This window comes from Nocardioides rubriscoriae (genome assembly GCF_008087085.1).
GTDB lineage: Bacteria > Actinomycetota > Actinomycetes > Propionibacteriales > Nocardioidaceae > Nocardioides > Nocardioides rubriscoriae.
Map to the genome: position 1 here is coordinate 31,130 of NZ_VIYJ01000004.1, position 18,537 is coordinate 49,666.

Consider the following 18,537-nt stretch of genomic DNA (forward strand, 5'->3'; position numbering starts at 1 on the left):
TGTGCGGACGTGGAGGTCCTCGACAGTCTCGTGATCGGAGCCGGCCAAGCCGGGTTGTCGACGTCGTACCACCTGCAGCGCCGGGGCGTGGACCACGTCGTGCTCGACGCCGACGAGGCCCCGGGCGGTGCGTGGCAGCACCGCTGGGACTCGCTGCGCATGCGCGACGTCCACGGCGTGGCGGCCCTGCCCGACGCGGTGGCGCCAGTGGCCGGCGACGACGAGCGGGCCAACACGGCCGTGCCGGCCTACTTCGCGGCGTACGAGCGCGACCACGACCTCCCGGTCGTGCGGCCCGTCGCCGTCGGGCGCGTCCGCGACGACGACGGCCTGCTCGTGGTCGAGGCCGGTGACCGCACGTGGACCACGCGGACCCTGGTCAACGCCACCGGCACCTGGACGCGGCCCTTCGTCCCCCACTACCCCGGGCTCGAGCGCTTCGCCGGGCCCCAGTGGCACACCGCCGACTACCCCGGGACCGAGGCGTTCCGGGGGCTTCGCACCCTCGTCGTGGGCGGGGGCGCGTCGGCCGTGCAGCTGCTCGGCGAGGTCGCGCTGGTCACCGACACCGTGTGGGTCACCCGCCGGCCGCCGGTGTGGCGCACCGACGAGTTCACCCCCGAGGTCGGTCGCGCCGCGGTGGCCCTGGTCGCCGACCGGGTCAGCCGGGGGCTCCCGCCGGCCAGCGTGGTCAGCGTGACCGGGCTGGCGCTGCGCGAGCAGGAGCGCGCCGCGCACGCCCTGGGCGCCTACGAGCGCAGGCCGATGTTCGCCTCGCTCGAGTCGGGCGCCGCGCGCTGGGCCGACGGCACGACCGAGCCGGTCGACGCGATCCTGTGGGCGACGGGGTTCCGCCCGGCCGTGGGCCACCTCGTGCCCCTGCACCTGCGCGGTCGCCTCGGCGGCATCCGGCTCGACGGCACCACCGCGGTGGCCGACCCCCGCGTGCAGCTGGTGGGGTACGGCCCGTCGGCGAGCACCATCGGCGCCAACCGCGCCGGGCGGGTCGCCGCCCGCGCGGTCGCGTCGTGGCTGAGTCGGCACCGCGAGGCAGTCACGGCGTGAACAGCTGCTCGAGCGCATCGCGCCCGGGCAGGTCGTCGGGCTCGACCAGCTCGCCCGAGCGCACGTAGTAGAAGCCGGCCCGCACCCGCTCCAGCGGCAGGTCGTGGAGCTCGGCCCAGGCCAGCCGGTAGATCGCCAGCTGCAGCGGGTCGGCGGCCTGGCGGTGGCTGGTCTTCCAGTCGACGACCAGCACCGACCCGTCGGGCTCGCGGTAGACGGCGTCGATCCGGCCGCGCACCACCTGCCCGTCGAGCACCAGGGCGAACGCCGGCTCGACCGCCAGGGGCACCCGGTCGGCGAACGCGCCCTTCTCGAAGGCCTCGACCAGCTCCTGGAGCTCGGCGTCGTCGGCGACGTCGGAGTCGCCGCGACCCGAGATCTCGTCGGTGTCGAGGAGCGCGAGCTGCCCGAACCGGGCCTCGACCCAGGCGTGGAAACGGGTGCCGAACCGGGCGGCGGGCGAGGGCGGCCGCGGCATCGGCCGGGCCAGGTCGCGGGCGAACCCCTCGGCGTCGTCGCGCAGGCGGGCGACGGCCGTGGCCGAGAGGCTGGAGGGCATCGGCACCTCGACCAGGTCGCCCCGGTCGCGGCGGGCCTCGGTCAGCAGCCGGTCGATCTCGTCGTCCCACTCACCGATGCGCGCGGCGGTGAGCATGTCGAGGTCGGCGTCGTCGGCGTGGGGGTCGGCCGCGGCCACCCGGGCGGCCGCCTCGAGTCGCAGCTGCGCCTCGTCGGTGCGCACGGTCGAGGGCCACGGCACCGACGCGTCGTCGTCGGCGTAGGGGTGGGGGTCGCCCTTGGCGGGCTTGTCGCGCCACGGGGTCGCCTGCTCGCCCCACTGCTCGAGCAGCTCGCGCAGCGTGGCCTGGTAGGCCGACGGGCCGTAGGGCGTTGGGCGCGGCCCCCAGCAGTACGACGACACCGAGAGCAGGTGGGCCGGGCGGGTCACCGCGACGTAGCCCAGGCGCAGCTCCTCCTCGGCGTCGTGCTCGCGGGTGGCCTTGCGGTAGGCCTCGAGGGCGGCCTTGTCGTGCCCGGCGAGCTGGGGCAGGTCGGCGGCGTCGCCGCGCAACGGGGCTGGCAGCACCGACGGCGAGGAGGTCCACAGCGTGCGCGAGCGGCCGGACGGGAACCGTGCCTCGCACACACCGACCAGGAACACCGAGGCCCACTCGAGCCCCTTGGCGCGGTGGACGGTGAGCAGCTTGACCGAGTCGGCCTCGCTCGGCGTCGCCAGGTCGAGCCCGTTGCCCTGGTCGTCCTCGGCGGTGAGGTAGGCGAGCAGGGCCGACAGGGTGACGTCGCCGTCGACGGCCTGGAAGTCGGCGACCGCCTTGACGAAGAGGTCGAGGTTGTCGCGCCGGGCGGCCGCAGCGGGGCTGACCGCGGAGGCCAGCTCGACGTCGACGCCGCTGGCGTCCATGATGCGGCGCACGAGGTCGAGCAGCGGCTCACCCACGTGGCCGCGCAGGTAGCGCAGCTCGGCGGCGAGCAGCGCGAAGCGCTCGAGCGCCTCGGGCGAGTAGGCCGCCTCCCCCGGGTCGGCGAGGGCGTCGTCGAGGGCGGGCAGCTCGGCCGGGTCGACGCCGTCGGCGATCTCGACGAGCTGGTCGGCCAGGGTCAGGTCGCGCCCGGCGGTGCCGGAGCGACCGGAGATCTCGAGCGCCCGTCGGCTCAGCAGGCGCAGGTCGCGCGGGCCGATCGCCCAGCGCGGCCCGGTCAGCAGCGTCAGCATCGACGGGTTGTGGGTGACGTCGTGGAGCAGGTGGAGCGTGGCGACGACCTCGGCGACCTCGGGCAGGCGCAGCAGGCCCTTGAGGCCGACGATCTCGACGGGGATGCCGGCGTCGGTGAGGACGTCGAACACCCCCTCGGCGTGGGCGTTGTCGCGGGTGAGCACGGCGACGTCGGACCACAGCCCGCCCGGCTCGCCGGTGTGGACGGCGCGGACCGACGCGACGAGCGCGTCGAGCTCGTCGGCCGCGGTCTCGTGCACGGCGACGCGCACCTCGCCGTCGGCCGCACCCTCGGCCGGGCGCAGCGCCTCGACCTGGTCGTAGGCGGCGTACAGGGGCGCGGCCAGGTGGTTGGCCGCCTCGAGGATGCGGCGGTCGGAGCGCCGGCTCACGGTGAGGTGGAACAGCGCCGGCTCGCCCGACACGGGCGGGAAGGTGTGGGCGAAGTTGACGATGTTGCTGACCGACGCGCCGCGCCAGCCGTAGATCGCCTGGTTGGGGTCACCGACGGCGGTGACGGCGTGGCCCAGCCCGCTGGCCACGTCAGGGCCGGAGTAGAGGCGCGACAGCATCGTGGCCTGGGCCACCGAGGTGTCCTGGTACTCGTCGAGCAGCACCACCTTGAACTTGGCGCGCTCGACCTCGCCGACCTCGGGCCGCTCGCGGGCCAGCCGTGCGCCGAGCTCGATCTGGTCGGAGAAGTCCATCAGGCCCAGGGCGGCCTTGAGCCGGCGGTAGTCGGCGACCAGGTCGAGCAGCTCGCCGCGCCGGTCGATCGCAAAGATCGCCTTCTCGGGCAGCTCGCGGTAGGTCTTGCGGTTCTTGCCGGCCTCCTCCTCGGCCACCGCGCGCAGGAACGCGACCCGCTCTCGCGCGTCGAACGCCCGCACCTCGTCGGGCCCGACCAGGTGCTCGCTCATGGCGCCGTCGAGGGCCAGGAGGTTCTGGATGGCGGTGGGCGGGTGGTCGGTGAGGTGGTGGACGTCGCCGGTGAACCGGTCGACCACCCGGGCGCCGAGCTGGTAGCGGGCGGCGTCGGTGACGACACGGGTGTCGGGCTCGTGACCGATGCGCAGGCCGTGCTCGGTCAGCAGCTGCGCGGCGTAGGCGTTGTAGGTCAGGACGGTGGGCTCGAGCTGCTCCTCGGAGCCCGCCTCGTCGCGGTCGCGGGCCGGGCGCAGGTCGCCCAGCGCCCCGGCCGCCACCAGGGCGTCGCGGATCTTGCGGCGCAGCTCGCTGGCCGCCTTGGTGGTGAAGGTGAGCCCGAGCACCTCGTCGGGCCGGACCTGGCCGGTGACGACGAGGTAGACCACCCGGGCCGCCATGAGCGTCGTCTTGCCCGAGCCGGCGCCGGCGATGACCACGGCCGGCTCGAGCGGGGCGCTCACGGCGCGCCACTGCTGGTCGCTGACCGGGAACGCCGCCTGCATGACGGCCTGCAGGTCGGCGGGGGTCTCGAGGGTGCGGGGTGTGGTCGTCATCGTCGTCGTCATCCCGTCACCGAACCGGCGCTGCGGGCCGGGCAGATCGGCACGAACGAGCAGTCACGGCACTGCGCCCCGGGTGAGGCGGGGAACTCCTCGCTGCGCAGCATCCGGGCGGCCTGCCCGAGCTCGGCGGCCAGCGCACGGCGCTCGGGACCGTCGGGCGACGGCGGGTCCTGGGCCTGGACGACGGCAGTGTCGCGGTCGTCGAGGCTGCCGAGCTGCACGAGCTCGGCACCTCCGGAGCGGGCCGGTCCCGGCTCGGGCAGCAGGTCGTCGACGGCACCGGCGTCGACGGCGAGCTGGTAGAGGGCGAGCTGGCGGTGCTGGGCGACGCCGGTGCCGGTCGGCATCGACCGGTTGGTCTTGAGGTCGACGACCACCACGCTGCCGTCGCCGGCGAGCTCGACGCGGTCGGCGTAGCCCGTCAGGCGCACCGGCACGGGGTCGCCGTCGGGACCCTCGACCGTGACGACGGCGGCGAAGTCGTGCTCGACGCCGAGGACGGTGCGGGTGTTGGTGTGGTGCCAGCGCAGGAAGCGCGCGAGGGCCGCGCGGGTGCGCTCGTGCTCACGCGCCTTGGACCAGGGCGTCCGGAACTCCAGGCGGTCCCAGACCTCGTCGACGTGGGCCATCAGGGCCTCGCCGTCGTCGACGCCGGCGTCGATCTCGCCACTGGCCACCCGCTCGGCCAGCGCGTGCACCATGAGCCCGAGGTTGGCGGCCTGGTGAGCCCGGGCCACGCCCCCGGCCTCGCGCTCGAGGAACCACTGCGTCGGGCAGACCATGAGCTGCTCGAGCACGCTGGCCGAGACCGGCACGGGCTTGTCGAGGTCGCGGACCGGCTGCGTCGACCAGGAGCGGGCGCGGGTGCCCCACCACGTGGCCGGGTCGGCCTGGGGCACCAGCCGCCGGGTGCCGACGGTCTCGCCGGCCAGCCGGGCCAGGCGTCGGGCCGCCGCCTCGCGCAGCGGCTCGGGGGTCGTCGGGTCGGCGAGAGTCCGGCGCAGGTCGCCGACCAGGCCCGCCATCGACAGTGGGCGGCGGGGCCGGCCGACCTGGTGGACGACGGGCACACCGAGCTCGTCGACGAAGCGTGAGGGCTGCTCGCCCTCGTCGTCGGGCGAGCGGACGGCGGTCACGACCAGCCGGTCGCGGGCCCGGGTGCAGGCGACGTAGAAGAGCCGGCGCTCCTCGAGCAGCAGCTCGCGCGGCGTCACGGGCGGGACCAGGCCGTCCTCGCCGATGCGGTCGGCCTGCAGCAGGGTCGCGCGGCGCCGCAGGTCGGGCCAGGCCTCCTGCTGGACGTGGGCCACCACCACCAGGCGCCACTCCAGGCCCTTGGACCGGTGGGCGGTCAGCAGGCGTACGGCGGACCCGCGGGCCCCCCGCTCGGCCAGGGTGTCGGCGGGGATCTGCTGGGCCGACAGGGTGGCGAACAGGTCGGGGACGCCGAGGTGGACCCGCTGCTCCTCGGCGCGCGCGACCGCCTCGAAGAGCGCGCACACCGAGTCGAGGTCGCGGTGGGCGCGCCGGGCCGCTCCTCCGCCGTTGGCGACCGCACGGCGCAGGCGTTCGGGCCAGGGGGTGCCCGACCACAGGTGCCACAGCACCTCCTCGGCCGACGCGCCGCCGTCGAGCTCGGCGCGCGCCGCGGCGAGCAGCCGGGCCAGCGACCGCGCCCGCTCGACCTCGGGGCCCTCGAGCCCGTCGAGGAAGCCGGCGTCGACCACGGCGGCGCGCAGCAGCTCGCGCGACGTCGGGGGCGGCGCGACGGGGGCCTCGTCGTCACCGACCGTGCGCACCTGCTCCTTGGCCCGGGCGCGCAGCTGCCGGCCGAGGCGGCGCAGCTGACCGGCGTCGAGCCCGCCGATCGGGCTCAGCAGCAGCGACTCGGCCCGCGAGGCGTGCACGAAGTCGACGTGGTCGGGGTCGTCGTTGTCGAGGTTGACCACCGCCCGCACGGCGTCGAGCAGCGGCACGACCGCGGGGTCGCGGACCAGCGGGACCTCGTCGCTGGCCACCTCGACCGGGACCCCGGCAGCGCCCAGGGCGCGGCGCAGCGGCGGGATCGTCGAGCGACCGGACCGCACGAGCACGGCCATCTCGGACCAGTCGACGCCGTCCTCGAGGTGGGCGCGGCGCAGCAGGTCGGCGAGGTGCTCTGCCTCGGCGCGGTCGGTGTCGAAGGTGAACACCTCGGCGCGGCCCTTGGTCGGCGCCGAGGACCGGGGGTCGAGGAACGCCGCCTTGGCCGTCTCGGGGATCGAGCCCGGCAGCGCCAGCCGGGAGGCCACGCGCTGGGAGGCGAGCAGCAGGTGGGCCCCGAAGCGTCGGGTGGTGCGCAGGGCCACGACGTCGGCCGGGGCCCCGTCGGCGCGGGGGAACTGGGCGGGGAAGTCGAGGATGCCGCGCACCTCGGCGCCCCGGAAGCCGTAGATCGACTGGTGCGGGTCGCCGACGGCCACCAGGTTGCGTCCGTCGCCGGCCAGCTGGCGCAGCAGCGCGACCTGCCCGGGGTCGGTGTCCTGGTACTCGTCGACGAAGACGTAGCGGTAGCGCTGGCGCAGCTCGTCGCGGTGGGCCGCCGCCTCGATGGTCGCCCGCCGGATGAGGTCGGCGTAGTCGGTGGCCCCCATCGAGTCGAGGGTCGTGAGGTACTGCTCGAGGAAGAGCCCGGCAGCGACCAGCTCGGGCAGGCGGTGCTCGGCCCCGAGGGCGACGAGCTCGTCGCCGTCGAGGCCCTTCTCGCGGGCCCGCGACAGCACGGCGTTGACCTCCCGGGCGAACCCCCGCGTGCCCAGGGCACGCCGCAGCCCGTCGGGCCAGGTGACCGACTCGGGGTGGTCGGTCAGCAGCTCGCGCAGCACGACGTCCTGCTCGGGGGCCGAGAGCAGCCGCAGCGGCGCGGCGTAGATGTCGGCCGGGGCGTGGTGACGCACCAGCGCGTAGGCGAAGGAGTGGAACGTCGAGGACAGCCCGGTCGCCAGCGTGCGGCCCAGGCGGGCGGTGACCCGGTCGCGCAGCTGCTCGGCCGCCTTGCGCGAGAAGGTCAGCGCCAGGACGTTGTCGGGGTTGACCCCGGGCTGCTGCAGCCGGTCGACCACGGCCTCGACGAGGGTCGTGGTCTTGCCCGTGCCGGGACCGGCGAGCACCAGCAGCGGTCCCTGACGGTGGTCGACCACGGCCTGCTGGTGCTCGTCGAGCACCGGCACGTCGACCGCGACGTGCTCGCGGACCAGGCGGTAGCCCGTCGCGGGGGGCCGGGTCGCGGTGGCGGTCATGGCGACACTCAACCAGGCACCACCGACAGCACGGCGCGACCCGCGCTCGACCCGCGCTCGACCCGCGCTCGACCCACGTCAGACCGGGCCGGCGAGCTCGAAGTCGTCGAAGTCGAAGCCGGGCGACACCAGGCACGACACCAGCGCGTCGGCGTCGCCGGGCAGCGTGCGCTGCCACTCCCCCGCCGGTACGACGACCTGCGCGGCCTCGCCGGGGCCGAGGCCGACGACGTCCTCGCGCCCCGCGACCGGCTGGTCCGCGGAGCCGCCGTCCTGCAGGCGCACCGACCCCGTGTGGGCCAGCCACACCTCGTCGGAGCCCACCCGGTGCCAGGCCGACGACTCCCCGGCCGCGAGGAGGAAGTGGATCAGCGTCGACGTCGGCCGCACCCGCCCGTCGGGCAGCGTGACCTCGACCGGCGAGCGCCACGTCTGGCGGTACCAGCCGCCCTCGGGGTGGGGCGCGAGGTCGAGGGAGCGGGCGACCGGGGGCCTGTCGTCAGCGCTCATGCACCCATCATGGACGGCATGGACACAACGCACGACGAGCACTCCCTGCCCCGGCGCCGGTCCTGCCGTGCCCTCCTCGTCGACGGCGACACGGTGCTGCTGGCCCGCCACCGCATCGGCGACGGCCCCGACGACGTCGTGTGGGTCGGCCCCGGGGGTGGCGTCGAGGGCGAGGAGCGGCTCGAGGAGGCCCTGGCCCGCGAGCTGCTCGAGGAGACCGGGCACGTCCTGGCCGAGCCTGACGACGCCCGCCTGGTGTGGGTCCAGGAGCTCGACCTGCCCGAGCTGCGCCCCCACGGCTGGGCGGGGGTGCGCAACCACTTCTTCCTGGTGCCGGTGGAGGCCTTCGAGCCGGGCAGCGGCGTCGCGGAGGACGACCCCGGCCACCCCGACCAGGAGGGCATGGAGGCGATGCGCTGGTGGTCGCTCTCCGAGATGGCCGACGCCCACGGCGCCGGGGTGCTGTTCTCGCCGCGCGCACTGCCGACCCTGCTGCGCGACGTCCTGGTCGCTCCCCCCGACGAGCCGCTGCGCCTCGGGCTCTAGGAGTGTCCTGGCCGGACCTCACGCTCGTTGTAGGTGCCGGCCGGCTCCTGGCCCGACAGCCCGGCGATCGCGGCCATCACCTCGTCGGTCAGGACCCGTCGCGCCTTGCCCAGGGGTACGCCGTCGAGGCGGCCGGCCACGTCGATCGGCGCCCCGAACGAGACGGTCAGGGGCACCAGGTGCGGCAGCCGGGACCCGACGGGCTGCAGCTTCTCGGTGCCGACCAGCCCGACCGGCACCACGGGGACGCCGGCGGTCAGCGCCAGGTGTGCCACCCCGGTGCGGCCGCGGTAGAGGCGACCGTCGCGCGAGCGGGTGCCCTCGGGGTAGATCCCGAACGCCTCCCCGCGCCCGAGCACCTCCAGCGCGACGTCGAGGGACGCGATGGCGGCCCGGGTGTCGTCGCGGTCGACGGGCAGCATGCCGAGTCCCTCGAACCAGGCCCGTTGCAACGCCCCGCGGACACCGGTGCCCTCGAAGTAGTCGGACTTGGCGAGGAACACCACCTTGCGGGGCACGACCACCGGGATCACCACGGAGTCGACGAAGCTGAGGTGGTTGCTCGCCAGGATCACCCCGCCGGTGCGCGGGACGTGCTCGAGGCCGCGCACCGTCGGACGCCAGACGGCCTTGGCGAGCGGCGGGACGACCGCGTGCAGGACCCGGTACATGACCACGCGGTCAGTGTGGCGGTTACCGGTGGGTCCACCGAGTCGGGGGGACCTCGGTCACGCGGCCGCTCACCGTGGGCGGGTCCACACCCACGGCGTGGTGGTGGTGACGGCGACCAGGCCCGAGCGCTCGAGGATGGGTCGCGACATCACCGTGCAGTCGCTCTGCAGGAAGCGGACACCGCGCGCCAGCGCCGAGCGGGCCCGCGCCGCCGTCAGCGCGCGGTAGAGGCCGAGCCCGCGGTGGGTCGGCAGCGTCGCGCCGCCCCACAGCCCGGCGAAGTCGGTGCCGTCGACGACGACCAGCCGGCCCGACGACACCGCCTGCTCGCCGTCGAAGGCCCCCCACGCCTCGACGCGACCCTCGCCCCGCGCCACCTGCTCGGCGAGGTCACCGCCGCGACCGAAGACGGCCTGCGACACCGCGTCGACCGCCGCCATCTCCGCGGGGGTGCGCAGGCGGCGTACGGACAGGGGCTCGCGCAGCGGTACGTCGACCGCGAGGGCGGTCGCCTCGCCCACCATCACCGTCTCGACCTCCTCGGGCACGAGACCGCCGGCCCGCAGCGCCGCCTCGAGCTCCGGCAGGTCGTCGTGGCCGCGGGTCTTCCACTCGAAGGTGGGCACGTCGGTCTCGTCACGGAAGAACGCCACCGTCGCGGCGACCAGCCAGGCGACGTCGTGGCCGGCCAGGTCCTCGTAGGTGACGAACCCGCGGTCACGGTGGACCGCCCGCCACAACGGCCCCACCTGGGCGAACGCGTCGGCGTCGGCCACCTCGGCGATCCCGCGCAGCTGGGTGTCGTAGGCGGTCAGGAGGTCGGTCGCGTCGGGCACGCACCCATCCTCGGGCCCGCGTGCCCGGTCGTCACCCTCATTCGGCCGGCCCTCCCGCCGGTCGGGCCGCCCTGGGCCCCCGGGTCCCCGTGAGTCCCCGTGAGTCCCGGTACTCAGCCAGGGTGAGCCGTCGCGCCCGGCCCACCGGGGTCGTGCGCTGCTCTGATGGCGCCATGTTCACCTACGCCGACCCTCGCGTGTGCCCGTCCTGCCGAGAGCCGCTGCCGCAGGGCCTCGCCCCCGACCACCGGTGCCGCACCTGTGACGTGCTGCTCGGACACCCCCGTGCCGCCGAGGTGTTCCAGGCCCTCGAACGGGTCGACACCCTCGTCGGGCGCCTGCGGGCCGTCTCCTGGGCGCCCGCCCCGGTCCCGGTCGGCGCCGCGGCCCCCGTCCCGTCGTACGCCGCCGCGCCACCCGCCGATCCCGTGGTGCCGCCGCTCGCGGCCCCGCCCAGGACGGGCGTCCGGACCTCGTCGGTCCCCGCGATCCTGCTCGGCCTGGGCGCGCTGTGCCTGCTCGTCGCGGCCGTGATCTTCCTCGCCGTCGCGTGGGGCTGGCTCGGTGTCGGCGGCCGCACCGTGGTCCTGGTGGCCCTCACCGCCGCCACCGCGGGCGGCGCGGTCGTGATCCGGGTCCGCGGGCTGCGGGTCTCGGCCGAGGCGCTGGTCACCGTGTCGCTCGGCCTGCTGGTCCTCGACGTGCTGGGCGCCGAGCGGGCCGGTTGGGTCGGCGGGGCCGACGGCCTCGACGGCGCGGGCCTCGCCCTCCTGGTCGGCCTCGCCCTGGCCGCCGCAGGCACGCTCCTCGTGGTGGTCGAGCGGCGGCTCGCCGTCCCCCAGGTCGCGGCCGTGCTCGGTCTCCTCGTCGCGCAGGTCGCCCTGCCCTCCACGGCCGTGGGCCACGACCTCCTGGTCGCCGCCGTGGCCACCCTCGGGTTCGCGACGCTGGCCGCCGCCCTGCACCGCGCCGCCACCACCGACCTGCGCACCGCCCTGTGGAGCGCCGCCGTCGCGGCCGTCCTCACCTGGTGCGACCTCACGCTGAGCGCGCTGGCGGGCGTCGCCGAGGGTGCCGACCGGGGTGGCCTCACCCTCGGCGAGCTCTGGACGTCGGGCGACGGCGTCGCGCTGCTCGGCGCGGCCCTGCTCCTGCTCGCCCCGCTGGCGGCGCGTCGCGACGAGGCCCTCCTGCAGGTCTGCGTCACGGCCGCTGCCGCGACGGCCACCGGCGTGGCCGTGCTGCCCGTGCTCGACAACGGCACCACCGACGTCGGTCTCGCGTCGGTGGTGGCCGGCGCGCTCTGGACCGCGGTCGCCGTGCTCGCGCCCCGTCGCCGCCTCGCGGTGCCGACCGTCCCGGCGGCGCTGTCGCTGGTTCCCGGCGCCATGCTCGCCCTGGCCCTGGTGGGTCAGGCCCTGGAGTCGGCGCTCACCCCGACCGGCGCCCTGCGGCTCGAGCCCGGCGTCCCGGTCGCCGCCCCCTGGCTGCTCGTCGCCGTGGTCGCCGCGGTCGGGGCGCTCGCCCTCGTCGTCGTTCCGGCCGCGTGGCGTCGCACGGTCGGCGTCCGCGTCGCGCTCCCGGCGGTGCTGCTCGCCGCCGTCGCGACCCTCGCCCTCCAGCCGGTCGCCCTGTGGACCGTCGTGGCCGGCCTCGGCGCGCTCGCCGCGGCGTACGCCGCCGACGGGCTGCGCCGCCGCGACACCGGCGCCCTCGCGCAGGTGCTCGCCGGGTCCGGCCTGCTCGCCGCCACCGTGGTGGTCGCCGGGCCGAGCACGGCCCTGACGCTGGTCCCGCTCGCGCTCCTCACCGCCGTCGCCGCCGCGACGCTCCTGCTCGGACGCGTCCCCGCCGCGACCGAGGTCGGCGGACTCCTCCTGCCGCCCGCGCTCGCGGGCCTGACCTGGGTCCTCGGCGACCTCGCCGGCCTCGACGGCCTGCGCGCCGTGCCCGTCCTGGGCGTGCTGGCCGCCGTCGCGCTCGCCCGTCCCCAGGTGGCGCTCGAGGCCGCCACCGGTGCCGCCGCCGCGGTCGCCGCCCTCGCCGCGATCCCCCTGGCCACCGACGAGACGCTGAGCCTCGCGCTGCACCTGACGCTCCTGGGGGCTCTGGTCGACGTCCACTCGCTGGTCCACCCGTCGCGCCGGCGGCTGGCCTACGTCGGCACGGCCCTGCTGGTGCTCGCCACGTGGGTCCGGCTCGCCGACCTCGGCGTGCACGCCCCCGAGCCCTACACGCTGCCGACGGCCCTGCTGCTAGTCGCGGTCGGCCTGCACCGGCTGCGCCGCGACCCGTCGGCGTCGACCGCGACGACCCTGCTGCCCGGCCTCGTGCTGGCCACCGTGCCGTCCTTCCTGCAGGTGCTGGCCACCGGCCCGTTTTCCCTGCGCGCCGCGCTCCTCGGCGCCGCAAGCCTGCTGCTCGTGGTCGGCGGCGCCCGGCTGCGCTGGAGCGCGCCGCTGCTCGTCGGCGCCGGCGTGGGTGGGTCACTCACGCTGATCGAGCTCGCGCCGTACGCCGCCGCGACGCCGCAGTGGGTGCTGATCGGTGTCGCCGGGACCGTCCTGGTCGTCGTCGGGACGACCTGGGAGCGCCGCGTCGTCGAGCTGCGCGCCGCCGCGCGCTACGTCGGCCGGTTGCGCTGACCTACTCCCCCGGTGTGACGAACGCGGCGACGATGTCGACGGCCAGGCCCGAGCGCCGCAGCGGCGTGCCCTCCTCGAGGTAGGCCTGCCGGGCCTGGTCCTGGTGGCTCGGCGGGAGCGAGCCGTCGGCGCGCACGACCCGCCACCACGGCACCGCGGCCCCGTGGCGGGCCATCACGTTGCCGATCAGGCGCGGCCCGCTGCCGACGACGTCGCCCAGGGCGCCGTACGTCGTCACGCGCCCGCGCGGGACCGACTCGACGAGCGCGAGCACCCGCTCGACGAAGTCCTCGTCGGCGGTGACCATCAGCCCACCTCCTCGTCACGGCCCAGGGCGAGGGCGAGCACGACGACCACGAGCAGCGCGGTGGCGAGGGCGGCCGGCCACAGCCCGGCGGGCGCCGTCTCGTCGCGCAGGACCCGCGCGAGCACCCACAGCACGGGCGAGACGAGCAGCACCGCGCAGCCCCGGCGCACCCACAACCGCAGGACCCCGACGTCGACGGGCGTGCGGGGCGGCGCCGTGGCGGCGAGCAGGGCGGCGACGTGCGCGGTCACCAGCACCGCTGCCGCCACCAGGGCCGCGGGATGCAGTGCGTCGTCGGGCACGCGGGTCCACCAGAAGAGCACGACCAGCAGGGCCAGGCTCCCGACGCCCGACTCGGGCGCGGACGCCCACATCACCGACAGCCCCAGCACGAGGGCGACCACCCAGGGCCGTGGGCCGTTGCCGGCCGCAGCGGCGGCGAGCAACGCGACCAGGGGGCCGACGAGCACCACCAGCCGCAGCCACCGCTGGGAGGCGGGCCACCCGCGCACGGCCCGCACCGCCGTGACCGTGCCGTTCACGGTGCCGACCCGGCGCGGGGGCGCCGCCGGGCCAGTCGGCGGAACACCTCGTCGACGGTGCCCGGCCCGCGCCACGTGACGACGGGGCAGCCCGCCGCGTCGAGGGCCAGCCGGACGTGCTCGCGCTCGAGCAGGCGCATCCGCCAGGCGAGGTCGACCAGCCCGGCGTCGTTGTCGCCGAGATCGGGACGGGCATCGGGCGGGAGCGTGTCGACCACCACGGTCGGCAGGCCGCGCCGCACCAGGTCGGCCGCCGTCGTCGCCACCGCGTCGACCAGCAGCGGCGTCAGGACGACGACCGTCGTGCCGGCGCCGACGCGCAGGTCGAGCCGGCTGACGTCGTCGTAGGGCGTGGAGCCCGTGCGGACGTCGGCGAGCGTGCCGAGCACCCGGCGCAGGTGACGCCGTCCGGCCCCGGGCGGCACCGGGCGCGACCGGCCGCCGATCGGGCGCAGCGCGACCCGGTCACCGGTGCGCACGGCGTGCTCGGCGAGCGCCGCGGCCGCCCGGACGGTGAGGTCGAGGCTGCTGGGCGCCCCGTCGACGCCGCCCGAGACGCCGTGCTCGGCGTACAGGTCGACGACGAGCAGCAGACCGGCGTCCTGCTCGGCGCGGGTGGTGGTGACGTGGAGGGTGCCGGTGCGCGCGGACACCCGCCAGTTGATGCGGCGCAGCCGGTCGCCGGACTGGAAGGACCGGATGCCCGCGAGCTCGGTGCCCGACCCGGGCCGGTCGGAGCGGTGCGCCCCCACCAGCCCGCGCGGTCGCGGCGACTCCGCCCGCGAGGAGTACGCCGCCGCGGGGTGCACCCGGACCTGACGCCCGGGCACCACGACCGGACCCCAGCGGAAGCCGCCCCAGGCGCTGGTGAGCGCGACCCGCTCCTCGCCGAGCGTCCAGACGCCCCAGCGGCGTGGGCTGACCTCGACCTCACGGCCCTCGCCGTCGCGGTGCACGTCGCGATGCACGTCGGGGTGCAGCACCGACTGGTGCCCGTCGGCGGGCGTGGCGCGCTCGAAGGGGACCGGACTCACCACGCGGGTGACCTGCTCGACGTCGGCCGGCGCGGCCGGGCGCACGTGGAGGCCGAGCACCGCGCTCTGGCCCTCGTGCATCGAGGCGCGGTCGACCATCCCGTGGACCGACGGCACCCCCCGCGGCCGCCGCAGCACCGCAGGCACGGCGGCCACCAGCAGCGGTGCGGTGAGCACCAGCAGCGCCGGCTCACCACCGACCACGGCCCACCCGAGGCCGACGGCACCCACCACGACCGCACGCACCAGCCCACCGGTCGGGTGCCACACCGGCCCGCTCATCCGGCACTCATCGCGCGCGCGCCGGGTCGACGGGCTGCTCCAGGGTCGTCGGCGTCGCGACCCGCGAGAGCACCTCGGCGACCACGCTCGCCCCGCTCGCGTCGGTCATCCACAGCTCGGGCTTGACCGACACCCGGTGGGCCAGCACGGGGGTCGCCACGGCCTTGACGTCCTCGGGCACGACGTAGTCGCGACCGCGCATGGCGGCGAAGGCGCGCGCGGTGAGGGCCAGCCCCAACGACCCGCGGGGCGAGGCCCCCGTCTGCACGTGGCCGTGCGACCGGGTGGCGGCGGCCAGGGCGACGCAGTAGCGCGCCACGCTGGGGTCGACGCGCACCTCCTCCACGGTCGCCTGCAGCGCGCGCAGGCCGGCGGCGTCGGTGACCTGATCCAAGACGGTCTCCTCGCGGCGTCGGGCCAGGCGGCGCGCGACGACGTCGTGCTCGTGCTCGGCGCTGGGGTAGCCGAAGGCGACCCGCAGCAGGAACCGGTCGAGCTGGGCCTCGGGCAGCGGGTAGGTGCCCTCGTACTCGACGGGGTTGGCGGTCGCGAGCACGCAGAACGGGTCGGGCAGCGCGAAGGTCTGGCCCTCGACGGTCACCTGGCGCTCCTGCATGGCCTCCAGCAGCGCGGACTGCGTCTTGGGCGGGGTGCGGTTGACCTCGTCGGCCAGGAGCAGCCCCGCGAAGACCGGTCCGGGACGGAAGTCGAACGCACCGCGGCGCTGGTCGTAGAGGAACGAGCCGGTGAGGTCGGCCGGCAGCAGGTCGGGGGTGAACTGGGCCCGCGCGAAGTCGAGCCCCAGCACCTGGGCGAACGACCTGGCCGTCAGGGTCTTGCCGAGCCCGGGGAGGTCCTCGATGAGCACGTGGCCCTTGGCCAGCACGGCCGCGAGCACGAGGGTGAGGGGCTGCCGCTTGCCGACGACGGCCTTCTCGACCTCGTCGAGGATCCGGGCGGTCAGGTCGGCGGCGGCCGCCGGGGCGAGGGGGGTCGCGGGCTCCGGGCGGGCTCCGGCGGGGTGGGCGGGGCGGGAGGGGTCGGGCGGGGTCATCACAGCTCCTCGATGCGACGCAGCACCTGATCGATGCGACGGGGTCCAAGACGCGCGACGGGGCCGTGCAGCACCGCGACGACGTCGGCTCCGAGCAGCGCACGACCGCGCTCGGAGTGGGAGGGCACGCCGTGGCGGACGGTCAGGACCTGGTCGGCCAGCGCGGTGAGCCGCTCGCGCAGCAGGGCGTCGGGGTGCCGGGCGCGCTGGTGGTCCTCGAGCAGCCGCACGTGGGCCTGCGTGACCTCGTCGCGCCCGGCGTTGACCGGGGGGTGCAGCGGCGTGGGGTACCACGTGACGCCGGTGCGGGGCAGGCCGTCGAGGAGCAGGCCGGTCCCGGCGACGAGCAGCAGCACGAGCAGCACCAGGCGCACTGGCTCGGGGTCGTAGTCGAGGGCGCCGGTGACCACCACGGCCACCCCGGCCACGACCGCCGCGGCGACCAGGCGGCGTATCCACCGCGCGGCGGGGGCGCTCACAGGCGGCCGCCGCTCAGCAGCGTGCGCAGGTCACGGTGGATGGCGCGCAGGACGTCGAGGGCGGCGGCCCGGGCGTCCTCGCCCAGCTCGTGCTCGGAGAATCGCGCCTCGCGGTAGAGCTCGGAGAGCCGGGCCACCGAGGTGGCGTCGGCCTCGACCAGCTCGAGAAGGCGCAGGGTGAACTCGGCCGAGGTCTCCCACGGCTGGCGGGGCACGCCGGCGGCCGCGGCCTGCACCTCGAAACGGTGCCAGCACTGCACGACGGCGTTGCGCGGGGTGCCCGAGGTGAGCAGGTCCTCCTGGGCCTCGGCGTCGGCCAGCATGATCCCGACGACCGCCTCGACCGGGTCCAGGGGTGGCAGCTCCGGCTCCCGGCGTCGTCGGTGCAGCCGGACGTCGCGCAGGCGCCACAGCGCCCCGCCGAGCAGCCACAGCGCACCGAGCCCCACCATCACGCCCAGGGTGAGGACGAGCACCCCGATCACCGTGCCGATCCACGTGCCGTCGGTGTCGGACTGCTCCTCGGGAGCCTCCTGGTTGCCGTCGGTCGCCGCCGCGTCGGTCGTCTGCGGCGCGAGCGAGATCCGCTCGGGCGGCGTACCGGTGCCGCGAAGCGTCTCGTCCGGGCCGGCGGCCGCCGCCCACACGGCGACGAGCAACACCAGCACGACGAGGAGCCCGACCGCGACGGTGGCGAGGATCGCGGCCCGCGGCTCCGTCGGCGCCCCACCGCCCTCGGTCATGGCGCGAAAGTACCCCTCGAGACGTCGGGACAGACCACCCTCGGTGGTCACGATGCGGTCACGGTCACGAACGCGAGCCGGCCCCGTCCCAGGGCACTGGGGACGGGGCCGGTCCGAGGCGCGGACGGAGCCAGGTCAGAGGATCGGGTCGAACGGCTCCGTGCCGAGGGTCAGCTGCAGGCCGTCGATGCCGGAGTTGGCCTGGGCGTAGGCGAGCTCCTTGGCGAGGTCGCCGATGTTGTTGGACGCCGGCAGCGGCGCCAGGCCGAGGGTCGACAGGGTGCCGATCGCCTTGCCGTCCGCGGTCATGAACGCCGAGCCCGAGTCGCCGGGCACGCCGGGGGTGACGGTGTAGAGCGGGTGGCTCCAGCCGCCGTCGGCAGCGTCGTCGCCGAGGCTGACGCCGGTCTTGGGCGACAGCTGGGTGAGACCGAAGCGCAGGCTGGAGTTGCCGTAGGACCAGACCCGGTCACCGGCCGCGGTGCCGTCGGTGTCGATGCCGGTCGGGCCGCCCCAGAAGGGGATGCTCGGGTTGACCTTGGCGACGTCGGCGGCGCTGACCTTGACCAGGGCCAAGTCGTTGTAGGCGCAGGTGTTGGGGTCGGTCTCGCCCTTGGCCCGCATCGTGCGCCACGAGCTGTAGGCCAGGGTGCCGGTGCCGATGCGGGTGCCCTCGGAGATCAGCGACCCGCCCTTGTTGAACGTCACGGTGGTGCCCAGCGGCACCGACTCGTTGAGGCAGCCGTTGGTGTCGGTGGCCGCGCCCAGGCCGGCGCAGTGCGCGGCGTAGCCGACGTAGACCGCGCCGGTGGCGTCGGTGTAGACGAAGTTGGCGGTGCACTGCGCGCCCTGGGTGTACATCTGGACGCCGGGCGTGATGGTCGCGGTCGCGGCCGGGGCGAACGAGGTGACCCGGGTGCCGGCAGCGGTGCTGCTGGGGGTGGCCCCGGCGAACGTCGTGCCGAGCGCGACGGCCGTCGCGGCTGCTGCGACGGCGATCTTGGTGGTCAGGCGCATGGGTGAGGTGGTCCTCCCGCTGGGCGGTCCCGCCGTCGGGCGGGACCGGACGTGGCTGTGACGCCAGGCACAACGAGCATGGCCCGATCGGGTTACGGGTTGCTAGTCACAAATGACCAGGGCAGGGTGGGGTCGTGGCCCGTGGCCCGCTACGCCGGCCCGACCCCGCAGGGCCAGACCGGCGGCAGCGCTACCAGGCGGTGCGGGGCGGCGGCGCGAGGCCACCGGCCTCGGTCCGACCGCCGGGCGCCCGGGCCACCGACCGAGTCGACCCGACGGCGCACGTCGAGGGCGGTGGCCC

The 18,537-nt window shown here is 76.1% G+C and carries 15 protein-coding genes; 3 read left to right on the top strand and 12 right to left on the bottom strand.

Annotation, left to right across the window (positions count from 1 at the left end; all coding sequences use genetic code 11):
• Nucleotides 1–30 precede the first annotated feature (30 nt).
• Nucleotides 31–1,065 (top strand): NAD(P)-binding domain-containing protein, encoded by a 1,035-nt coding sequence (locus FZC61_RS09620; protein WP_425465814.1) that lies wholly within the window; start codon nt 31–33, stop codon nt 1,063–1,065.
• On the opposite strand, the gene FZC61_RS09625 is transcribed toward FZC61_RS09620, so the two are convergent.
• The 3 genes from FZC61_RS09625 to FZC61_RS09635 all read right to left on the bottom strand — a co-directional run bounded on the left by FZC61_RS09625 (nt 1,055) and on the right by FZC61_RS09635 (nt 8,079).
• A complete protein-coding gene (locus tag FZC61_RS09625) occupies nt 1,055–4,282 on the bottom strand; it encodes an ATP-dependent helicase (RefSeq protein WP_148613962.1) in 3,228 nt (1,075 codons plus the stop codon). The two genes, FZC61_RS09620 and FZC61_RS09625, sit on opposite strands and share 11 nt — an antisense overlap.
• 8 nt (nt 4,283–4,290) lie before the next feature.
• Nucleotides 4,291–7,569, bottom strand: a complete 3,279-nt coding sequence (locus FZC61_RS09630; protein WP_148613963.1) for an ATP-dependent helicase — start codon at nt 7,567–7,569, stop codon at nt 4,291–4,293.
• Between the two features lie 78 nt (nt 7,570–7,647).
• Nucleotides 7,648–8,079 (bottom strand): cupin domain-containing protein, encoded by a 432-nt coding sequence (locus FZC61_RS09635; protein WP_148613964.1) that lies wholly within the window; start codon nt 8,077–8,079, stop codon nt 7,648–7,650.
• An 18-nt stretch (nt 8,080–8,097) separates the two neighbouring features.
• Here FZC61_RS09635 and FZC61_RS09640 point away from each other — a divergent pair, with 18 nt between their 5' ends.
• Nucleotides 8,098–8,625: an NUDIX domain-containing protein gene (locus FZC61_RS09640; protein ID WP_170286051.1), complete on the top strand. Its 528-nt coding sequence runs from the start codon at nt 8,098–8,100 to the stop codon at nt 8,623–8,625.
• On the opposite strand, the gene FZC61_RS09645 is transcribed toward FZC61_RS09640, so the two are convergent.
• Together FZC61_RS09645 and FZC61_RS09650 are read right to left on the bottom strand one after the other, a co-directional pair.
• Nucleotides 8,622–9,296, bottom strand: a complete 675-nt coding sequence (locus FZC61_RS09645; RefSeq protein ID WP_148613976.1) for a lysophospholipid acyltransferase family protein — start codon at nt 9,294–9,296, stop codon at nt 8,622–8,624. The two genes, FZC61_RS09640 and FZC61_RS09645, sit on opposite strands and share 4 nt — an antisense overlap.
• A 69-nt stretch (nt 9,297–9,365) precedes the next feature.
• Complete coding sequence (locus tag FZC61_RS09650) at nt 9,366–10,133, bottom strand: GNAT family protein (protein ID WP_148613966.1); 768 nt, start codon at nt 10,131–10,133, stop codon at nt 9,366–9,368.
• A 122-nt stretch (nt 10,134–10,255) separates the two neighbouring features.
• On the opposite strand from FZC61_RS09650, the gene FZC61_RS09655 reads away from it, so the two are divergent.
• Nucleotides 10,256–12,778: an SCO7613 C-terminal domain-containing membrane protein gene (locus FZC61_RS09655; RefSeq protein WP_148613967.1), complete on the top strand. Its 2,523-nt coding sequence runs from the start codon at nt 10,256–10,258 to the stop codon at nt 12,776–12,778.
• 1 nt (nt 12,779) lies between these two features.
• Here the strand turns inward: FZC61_RS09655 and FZC61_RS09660 are convergent, their stop codons facing one another.
• The 7 genes from FZC61_RS09660 to FZC61_RS09690 all read right to left on the bottom strand — a co-directional run bounded on the left by FZC61_RS09660 (nt 12,780) and on the right by FZC61_RS09690 (nt 18,236).
• Entirely contained in the window at nt 12,780–13,085 is a 306-nt protein-coding gene (locus tag FZC61_RS09660; protein ID WP_148613968.1) for an MGMT family protein, read from the bottom strand.
• The gene (locus tag FZC61_RS09665; RefSeq protein WP_148613969.1) at nt 13,085–13,627 is read right to left on the bottom strand and encodes a hypothetical protein; all 543 of its coding nucleotides are present in this window, start codon (nt 13,625–13,627) and stop codon (nt 13,085–13,087) included. The genes FZC61_RS09660 and FZC61_RS09665 overlap by 1 nt, the downstream gene beginning before the upstream one ends.
• Entirely contained in the window at nt 13,624–14,943 is a 1,320-nt protein-coding gene (locus tag FZC61_RS09670) for a DUF58 domain-containing protein (protein WP_148613970.1), read from the bottom strand. The genes FZC61_RS09665 and FZC61_RS09670 overlap by 4 nt, the downstream gene beginning before the upstream one ends.
• A gap of 7 nt (nt 14,944–14,950) precedes the next feature.
• On the bottom strand, nt 14,951–15,997 hold the full coding sequence (locus FZC61_RS09675) for an AAA family ATPase (RefSeq protein ID WP_148613971.1): 1,047 nt from the start codon (nt 15,995–15,997) through the stop codon (nt 14,951–14,953).
• On the bottom strand, nt 15,997–16,476 hold the full coding sequence (locus FZC61_RS09680; protein ID WP_148613972.1) for a hypothetical protein: 480 nt from the start codon (nt 16,474–16,476) through the stop codon (nt 15,997–15,999). Before FZC61_RS09680 ends, FZC61_RS09675 begins: the two co-directional genes overlap by 1 nt.
• The gene (locus FZC61_RS09685; protein ID WP_148613973.1) at nt 16,473–17,219 is read right to left on the bottom strand and encodes a DUF4129 domain-containing protein; all 747 of its coding nucleotides are present in this window, start codon (nt 17,217–17,219) and stop codon (nt 16,473–16,475) included. The genes FZC61_RS09680 and FZC61_RS09685 overlap by 4 nt, the downstream gene beginning before the upstream one ends.
• A 135-nt stretch (nt 17,220–17,354) precedes the next feature.
• On the bottom strand, nt 17,355–18,236 hold the full coding sequence (locus FZC61_RS09690) for a hypothetical protein (protein WP_148613974.1): 882 nt from the start codon (nt 18,234–18,236) through the stop codon (nt 17,355–17,357).
• Nucleotides 18,237–18,537: the final 301 nt, after the last annotated feature.